General features: G+C 72.4%; 7 protein-coding genes. All 7 read right to left on the bottom strand.

The window, feature by feature from the left end; all coding sequences use genetic code 11:
- Positions 1–76 precede the first annotated feature (76 nt).
- The 7 genes from VGT06_11280 to VGT06_11250 all read right to left on the bottom strand — a co-directional run bounded on the left by VGT06_11280 (position 77) and on the right by VGT06_11250 (position 8334).
- A complete protein-coding gene (locus VGT06_11280) occupies positions 77–2548 on the bottom strand; it encodes a type IV secretion system DNA-binding domain-containing protein (protein HEV8663704.1) in 2472 nt (823 codons plus the stop codon).
- Complete coding sequence (locus VGT06_11275; protein HEV8663703.1) at positions 2545–3441, bottom strand: hypothetical protein; 897 nt, start codon at positions 3439–3441, stop codon at positions 2545–2547. The genes VGT06_11280 and VGT06_11275 overlap by 4 nt, the downstream gene beginning before the upstream one ends.
- Positions 3438–5174 (bottom strand): DUF87 domain-containing protein, encoded by a 1737-nt coding sequence (locus tag VGT06_11270; GenBank protein ID HEV8663702.1) that lies wholly within the window; start codon positions 5172–5174, stop codon positions 3438–3440. The genes VGT06_11275 and VGT06_11270 overlap by 4 nt, the downstream gene beginning before the upstream one ends.
- Positions 5171–6076: a PrgI family protein gene (locus tag VGT06_11265; protein HEV8663701.1), complete on the bottom strand. Its 906-nt coding sequence runs from the start codon at positions 6074–6076 to the stop codon at positions 5171–5173. Before VGT06_11265 ends, VGT06_11270 begins: the two co-directional genes overlap by 4 nt.
- Positions 6073–7116, bottom strand: coding sequence for a hypothetical protein (locus tag VGT06_11260; protein ID HEV8663700.1), 1044 nt, complete (start codon positions 7114–7116; stop codon positions 6073–6075). Before VGT06_11260 ends, VGT06_11265 begins: the two co-directional genes overlap by 4 nt.
- A gap of 6 nt (positions 7117–7122) precedes the next feature.
- Positions 7123–7404, bottom strand: coding sequence for a hypothetical protein (locus tag VGT06_11255; GenBank protein HEV8663699.1), 282 nt, complete (start codon positions 7402–7404; stop codon positions 7123–7125).
- Positions 7405–7635: 231 nt separating this feature from the next.
- Positions 7636–8334, bottom strand: coding sequence for a hypothetical protein (locus tag VGT06_11250; GenBank protein ID HEV8663698.1), 699 nt, complete (start codon positions 8332–8334; stop codon positions 7636–7638).
- Positions 8335–8401 lie beyond the last annotated feature (67 nt).

Below are 8401 nucleotides of genomic sequence, written 5' to 3'. Positions count from 1 at the left end.
AAGCGAGTCGCGGAGTCGATGCGCCCACCCCCCGCCCCTTCCGACCAGGGCATTGGACGCTCCCGGGGTGGGCGCGTCATGGCGCGCCCCTCGATCCGCCCGGGGATGCGCCCGCTGATCCGCCCTCCGATCCGCCCGGGGGCTTCGGCTTGGGCTCCTCCGGGAGGAGGTTCGTCTTCGCTTGGCGTTGCCGATTCCAGATCTCCTCCTCCACGGAGTCTCGGTCTCTCCCGTAGGCCGCGGCGCTGACGTCCCTCACCGCCCGGGCCCGCTCCGGCGAGCCGGCGGGGAGCGCGGTGGTCCGGAGGGTGAAAGGCGCCCCTTGCCCGGCCCCGATGCACGGGCGGCAGGCGGCCTGGTAGGTGGCGAGGCGGGACAGGTCGTGCTCGTTCAGCTCGGGGGCGAAGTGGCGCTGGAGGAAGAAGGCGTCCTCGGGCGAGCAGGTGAAGACCAGCTTGGTGCGGGCGTTGGCGGCCAGGGCCTCGCGCATCTCCTTGTTGAGCTGGCCCATGTGCTGGTGGGCGAGGACGAGAGCGAGCCGGTAGCCGCGGGCCTCGGCCAACAGGTCCTCGAAGGATCGGGGGAGGACCAGGTAGTTGTGCATCTCGTCCACGTACAGGGCGGTGTCGGGGCGGTCTTCCTCGGGAACGGAGGCCCTCCGCATGCAGGCCTGCCACACCCGGGCGATCACGAAAGCTCCCAGAAGCCGGGAGGTCTCCTCCCCCAAGGTGCCCTTGGGGATCCGGACCAGCAACAGACCACCGGTGTCGAGGAGGGCGGGGATGTCGAGGCGGGAGGAGGACTGGCCGACGATGGCCCGAACCGGTCCCCGGAGGAGGAAGGCCCGGAGCTTGTTGAGGAGCGGGGCGATGTGCTGGGCCCGCTGGGCCTCAGGGATCCGCTCGTACCACCGCCAGAAGGTGGCCAGACCGGTGGCGTCGGTGGCCAGCCGGTCGCGGATCTCCATCCGCCACCCGGGGTCGGTGAGCAGCAGCGGAATCTCCGCCAGGGTGGCTCCCTTGGTTCGGGTCAGGGTGAGGCAGGCGGCCCGCATGACGTCGTCGGTCCGCGGTCCCCACCACGGCTCGTAGATCCGCTTGAACACCCCCAGGACGTGGTCCACCACGAGGTCCGGGTCATCGCCGGCGAGGACGTCCAGGCCTACGGCGGAGTCCCTATCCTCGGGGTCGATCACGCAGGTCCGCTCCTCCGACCCGGGGGGCAGCCGCTCTAGGAGCGCGTTCACCAGGTCCCCCTTGGGGTCGATCACCACCGCCGAGCGCCCGAGCGCCGCGTCCTGGAGGACGAGCTGAGCGAGGAGGGTGGACTTCCCCGTGCCGGTCTCCCCGATGACGTGGATGTGGTGGCGAGCGTCCTCCACCGAGATCGCCGCGGCCCGCTCGATCCCCGCGTGGTGGTCGGCGATCCCCAGGACCTTCCCGTCCCGAGGGAGCTCCCTGGGAGCGGGCACCGTGGTGGCGGCGGCCCGCTCCAGCCCGGGGATCGAGGCGCTCCCGGGCAGGGTGGCGATCTGGGCGAGTTCGGGGACCGACAGGAGGTAGGGGCGGCGGAGCCGCCGCTCACCGATGGCTCGGAGACCCCCCCGAACCCTCCGACGTCGGAATCCGTTCCTCCCCTCGAACAGGGCGAAGGCGCCTGCTAGGGCGTGGATCCGCCCGCGGGCCTGGGGCCTCTCGGGAGAGCGCGCGACGACCCGGAGGAGGCACCGCCACAGGGGAGAGGCCGCCTTGACCAGGATCGCCCGGACGTCGGCCTCGAGGGAGGGGTCCGGGGCTGGGCGGTGACTGGCGGCGTCTCGACCCTGTCGCCAGGCCAGCCGGCTGGGCCTGCCCCCGGCCCGCAGGGCCCTGGCCGCCCGGCGGAGGCCGAGCCGGGCCCTAGCGGTGACCGGTCGAGCGAGTACCTGGATGGCCGCGGCCTCCTGATCGCGGAGGGCTCCCAGGGCGGCGTGGGCGAGCGACAGGGGGTTGTCCTCGGCGACGCCCCCCACCGGGAACCACTCGGGCTCGGCGAGGACCAGGTCTGAGGTCTCGATGGGGACGCCCTTCGCCCGAGCGATCTCGACCAGCGGGTCGTCGGGGTCGGCGGCGGTCCTGGCCCCTGGCCAGGCCACCTCGACTGCCCGCTCCACCAGCCCGGGCGGCACCGACCTGGGGACCCACATGGACACCTCGACCTGCTCCGGTCGGGCGGTGATCTCCCACGCGAGATAGGGCTGGCCCCACAGGGCCCGGCGCCACCAAGGCCGGAGGAGGGCGTGGAGGCCCATCCAGAGCGTCCCGGCCCCGGAGGGATCGGTCTCCCCGGGCGGGAGGATCCGGATCCGCCGGGCGTCCCGGATGATCCTGCGGTCCCGCCATGCCCGCCACGCGGCGGCGACGATGATGACCACGAGCGCCGCCGCCGCAGCGCCGATAAGAAGGCGGACAGCGTCCGGGAGCCACCCGAAGAGCCCGCCGAGCACCCTCCAGGGGTCCTCCAGGAACCGGACCACGGCGTCGACGATGCGTTCCTGGCGGGGGCTCACCGGTCCCACCCCACGTGGAGGTGATCGCCGTGATCGGCCGTGAACACCCTGACGCTCTTGTGGTGGAAGGACCATGGTCCCCCGAGCTCGTCGGGGAGCAGTGTCAGGGGCAGCTGGAGGACCATCTCCATGGCATCCAGGGCCGCCGGGTTGGCGAGCGATACGGACTCCCCATCGATGACGGCGATGTCCACCGCCCGCCCGAAGACATGGTTCGAGGGGGTAAGCGTTCCCCGGACGTAGTAGGAGTGCCCGGTGATCAAGGGTCCCACCGGACCCAGGTCGTGCCGCTCGGCGAGGTGCAGCAGGATCTGGAGGACCCGGGGATCGACCCTCCCGGCGGCCACGTCCGCCCTGGCCTCTGGCCGCCACGAGATCCGGGGGTGGGTGAGGGCCATGGCCGCGAGCTCCCCCGCCTGGCAGGTCCGGCCCCGAGGGTCCCCGGTCCGCTCAGGGTGGAAGTCGACATGGATGACGTGCTCGAAGCCGCTCCCCGCCCGATAGGTGATCAGATGGTTGACGTCGAACGCCTCGCGGTGCTCCTCGATCCACCAGACAACGGGGTCCAACGTGGCCGGGGCACCGGGGCGGGTGTAGTCCTCGGCGTTGCAGTAGGCGTGCTGGCTCCACGTTTCCCCGCTGGCGTACGGCCCCCGGGTCTTCCGGACGCTGCAGATCCCCAGGGACTGGAGGTCGGGGAATTCCTCGAACAGCGCGGCCCGGAACCGCTGCACCGCCGGCGTGGGTCCGGCGGTCGCGGCCCCGCACCCCACCCCCGGGACGGGAGCGGAGCCCTCCTCGCCGCTCACGGCTCCGACGGCGGCGCCGATGAACAGCACGGGGATCAGGAGCACGAGCCCCGCCGCGCAGGCGAGCTTCTTCAGCCCCTTCACGGCCCGTCCTCCCCGGTGAGGTCTGCGGGGCTGGAGGTGGCCAGGCGGTGCTCCGCCTCGGACGCCACGACCTGGAGCGCGGCCCGCTCGGTGCCGACGGCGAGGATGCCGTGGCCCTTGTCGCAGGTGAGGAGGTAGCTCTTCTCCCCGTCGGAGAGGTTGAACACCCGGGCGAGGGCCTCGGCCTCCTGGGGCTCCTCACGGAGGAGCACCTGGTGGGCGGCGTTGGCCACCATGGCGCGGCCGAGGTCGGTGGAGAGAAGGTCCCCCACCTCCTGGGTGATGGCGGTGAGCCCGCACCAGTGCTTGCGAGCCGACTTAGCCAGGCGCTGGAGGAACCTGGCCCCCGCGCCCCCGGCGGCGGCCACCAGCCACCAGGCCTCGTCGACCACCACCACCCGAGGCCGGCGGTCCCCGCGGGCCACCCGCCGCCAGATGGCATCCAGAGCGACCAGGGTGCCCGCGGTCTTCAGCTCCTCCGAGACCAGGTCCCTGAGCGAGAAGACCACCAGGTGGCCCTCCGGGCGCACCGTGGTGGGCCTGTCGAACAGGGCCCGCCGGGACCCCGAGGTGTAGGGCTCGAGGCGTCCGGCCAGCGCGAGGCCGTCGGGCCGCTGCCGCAGGTGGCCGAGGACGTGGGCCAGGAGGGGAGCGGGGCGGGCGTGGGTGCGGGGGTCAGAGGTGATCCCGGCCTCCGAGTAGGCGGCCAGGATCGCCCGGTCGAGCGCGGCCTTCTCCTCCTCCGAGACCTTCTCCAGCAGGGACGACACCAGGGCGTGCACGAACAAGGCCTGGTCGGCCAGCGCGTCCGGGTCCCCCGCGTGGGCGAGGTCCAGGGGGTTCAGCCGCTCGCCGTTGGTGCCGAGGCGAATGACGGTCCCTCCGACGCCCTGTGCAAGGCGCTCGTACTCGTTCTCCGGGTCGATGACGAGCACCTCGATCCCGGCGTAGAGGGAGCGGAGGATCTGGACCTTGGCGAGGTAGCTCTTGCCAGCCCCGGAGCGGGCCAGGATCACCTGGTTGTGGTTGTCGAGAGCGAACCGGTCCACGAAGATCAGCCCGCCGGTGGTGGCGTTCCGGCCCAGGAAGATGCCGCCCGAGGCCTCCAGCTCCGCACTGGCGAAGGGGAAGGATGCCGCCAGGGCCTTGGTGTCGAAGGTGCGCCGGAGCCTGAGGGCGTCGATCCCCAGCGGCAGCGTGGTCACCCAGCCTTGGGGCGCCCGGAAGGTCACAGGCCGGGTGTCGAGCAGGAGCGAGGCGCACAGCGACCGAACCCGGCTGACCTCCCGCTCGAGGGCCTCCTCGTTCGGGGCCCGGACGGTCACGTACAGCCCCACCCGGAACAGCCGTCCCTCCCCCCGGGCCAGCTCCCCGGCCAGCTCCGCGGCGTCGTGGGCGGCCGCCTCGAGGCCGGGATCCCTGAGCTGCTCCCGCTTGGCCTCGATCCGGCGGGTGGACTCGAACCGGGCGAGCTGGCGGCGGAGGTGCCGGGCCGCCTCGGCGTTCCCCACCGGCTCCACGTGGAGGGCCACGTCCACCGGCCCCGGATAGGCCAGCAGCGGTGCGAGCCACCCCGGCGAGACCTCTCGGGGGTAGCCGGTCACGGCGAAGCTCTCGCACCAGGTCTCACCGGCGCGGAGGCGACGAGGAAGGATCTCCATCGCCTCGGGTCCGAGCACCCCGCCCGGCGGCGGAGGCGGCGCCTTGCGGCGGAGGAGGGTGGCGGTGTTCACCAGCTCCCCTTCACCGGTTCGGGCCCCAGGAAGGCTCCGCGGGGAGGCGGGGCCGCCTCCGGGTCGGAGGCCCGGACCAGCAGCTCGGCGGCCTGTTCGGCCTCGAGTCGAGAGAGCCGGACCCCCATCCCCCGCAGGAGCGCGGCCGACTCCTCGACGCGGTGATCCAGGCGGGCCACGGCCTCCTCAGGAGCGCCACCCTGAGGCTCCCGGAAGCACACCAGGACCTGCCGCTCCAGCACGTCGCGGCGGCTGGCGAGGGACCGGAGGAACGCGGCGTGTTCCCTGGCCGCCTCCTCCAGCGCGGGGTGCGGGAGCCTGCCGGCCCGCTCCTCGAGCGCCTCGATGACGGCCCGAAGGTCGGCCCTGCCCGAGCGCACCAGGAACTGGACCGGCGCGTCCAGGGCGTTCAGCAGCCGGGCGAATCCCTCCACGAGCGCCCGCTGCTCGGTTTCCGAGCGGAGGCCGAAGTTGAGTGACGTGGCGCGGCACACGGCCGTCGCGCCCTGGGGGCCCAGGTCGATATGGCCGTCGGACGCGCCCTCCACCGGAAACTCCAGCGGCGCCACGGGCTCGGCAGCCCCGAAGAACCAGTCGGGAGGCGGTTCCACGCCGTCGGGGGCCAGGACCCTCCGCCTGGGCTTGCGGAAGTGGCGGAGGGCGGCGAGGCCGATCCGCTCCCACGTGCTCCCCTCCGGGGAGGTGGTGGCCCAGACAAGCCCCACGAGGGCGATCGGCACACCGACCGCAGCGAAGAGCGGCAGGGGGACCCGTTCCCCGAACCCGAAGTACAGAAGGGCAAGCACGAGGCCGTGGCCGCCCAGGATCAGGAGCTGGCGGGCGGTCAATCCGGCGAAGATGCGGTCGGCCATGTCCACGTCGGCCGGGACGCGCACCCTCACGCCGGGGTCACCGCCTTGGCCGCGGCTCGGGCCGCGTGCTTGATCTGGAAGACGGCCCGAGTCCCCGCCTGGGAGAAGGCCGCCTTCAGCATCCAGAACGGCACCTTGAACAGGAAGTACAGGAGGGTCCCGATCACCAGGATGTCGATGAACCCGCTCCCGATGGGGAGCCCGAGCACCCCGTCGGAGGTGAGCATCACCAGGAACGCCGCCGCCAGGAGCAGGGATTGGGCCACCGGCGCGGCCAGCAGGGCCAGGACGGCCCGCCACCACGCCTGGGCGTATCCCTCGGTCTGGGGGAGCGCGTGGCAGATCAGCAGGAGGGGCGCCGCCGCCGCCAGGACCACCAGGGCGGCGGCCCTGATGACGTAGGTGATGATCACGAGGATCCCGAAGGCGATCAGCGCCAGGGCCAGGAGGGCCAGGAATGGGTTCCCGAGGGCCGCGTCGTCCAGGGACCGGACCATCAACCGCGACACCTCGGAGGGCGACAGAGAGCCCAGCACCCCCCGCGCCAGCGCGTTCGACAGGTCGATGAGGTAGCGCAGGACGATCAGGCTCACGTTGGCCGCGATCGCCCCGACCAGAAGGCGAGGCAGGAGCTCCTTGGCGGTGAGCTGGGAGGAGAGCCCGCCGCCCACGGTGACCAGCCCCGCCCCGAACAGGAGGAACAGGAGCAAGAGGGCGTCGGCGATCCCCAGGGAGATCCCCCACAGCTGGACGATGCGGTCGTTGGTGGCAACGGCGGGGGTGGAGAAGACGGTTCGCCCGAAGAAATCGAAGACGGGGCGGAGGGCCGAGGTCACGAGGTTCGAGAACCACTGGCTGATCGCGTAGCGGATCCGGCCGATGAGATCGAAGAACCCGGGCTTCTCGGGCTCCGGGAACGGATCTTCCGGGGAAGGTTCGGGCTTCGGTGACGGACTCACGCTCGGCGTGGGAGAAGGTTCCTCCTGGGGACCGCGGTTTTCCGCGGCGGACGCGGAGGGAAGGGCGAGCACCACCCCGAGGGCCACGGCCGCGACGAGAAGGAGCCGCACCACGCCCTACTCACCCAGGATCCGCTTGACGATCCCGATGACCACCGGGGCGAGGAGGGCCAGCGACAGGCCGATGAGCGCCGACTTGGCGGCACCCTTCGCCTTCTCCACCCCGGCGGGGTCCCCTCCCGCGATGACGTACCGGACCCCGGCGTAGGTCAGGGCGAGGATCGACAGCGTCACCAAGACCGCCACCAGGGCGTTGCGCAGGCCGTCCAGGATCTGGACGATCCGCTCCATCCCTTGGGCCTGAGCCAGCAACGCCGCCAACTCCATCGCTTCCTCCATCCCGTTCCGTTGGACCCGCGTTCTTTCAATTGGGCCGGGCCCGGGGAGGGAGCCGAGGATCGCGCGCTCCCGTCGATTGGCCGGCACTCTCGGTCTCCCGTCCCGCGGGACCGGCACCTCTACAAAGAGGGGAACAGCGCTGGAGGTGTTCGAAGTTTCCGTGTAAGGGCGGCGACTTTTCGTGCAAGGTCGGGGGTGTAAGGTCCGTGAAGGGTTCGTGCAAGGTCGATGTCAGGACTCACCGAGCCACGCGCGCAGCCGCTCTCTGGCGCGGTGGCGCCGGCTCTGTGCGGCCCGCAGCGACACCCCGAGCCTTCCCGAGATATCCCTCATCGCCCCGCGAGTGGCGAGGACAAGTTCGAGGTCTTCCCGGGAGAGCACCCCTTCCCTGACGGCTTCCGCGAGCACGTCCCCTGGCTCCGGGCCCGGCGTCGCCGGGACCTTGGAGGCCGCGACCTCCGGCCCAAGCTCCTCGGTCCTCTCGGTCCAGTCGATGGCCTCCCGCAAGGCGGCGAGTGCCCTCCACCGGGCCGCGTTCAGCAGGCGGGTGGCGACCCGGTGCGTGGAAGGGTCGACTGCCGCCGCCCCCTCCCACAGACCCGCCAGGAGCTCCGCGTCGAGGTCCTCCGGATCGAGCACCCGCCAGACGGCCAGCCTGGCCCGGACGGTGAGAAGCCCCGGGAGGAGAAGCCACAACAGCAGGGCCGCTGCGTCCTCGTCGCCCGTCCTGGCCTCCAGGCAGAGGGCGGCCAGGGCGGCGTCCGCCGCCTCCCAGGACCCGTCGCCTGCCCGACATGCCGCGACGAGCTCCTCGATGTCGGCGAAGCGCCGCAGGGCCTCCTGGCCCCCCCGCCAGCGCCGGAACGCCGCGGCAAGGGCGCCGGAGTCCCGCCGGGCGAAGTCGCCCTCGATCCTCGCGCCAAGATCCACGCCCCGGACGTTGCGGGGGGGACCTGACACAGACCTTGCACGAACCTCTCACGAGGTTCCTCCCGCC

It is taken from the genome of Candidatus Methylomirabilis sp., assembly GCA_036000645.1.
Taxonomy (GTDB): Bacteria; Methylomirabilota; Methylomirabilia; order Methylomirabilales; family JACPAU01; genus JACPAU01.
The sequence above is the reverse complement of the archived record's forward strand: the minus strand, read 5'-3'. Positions and strand labels throughout refer to the sequence as shown.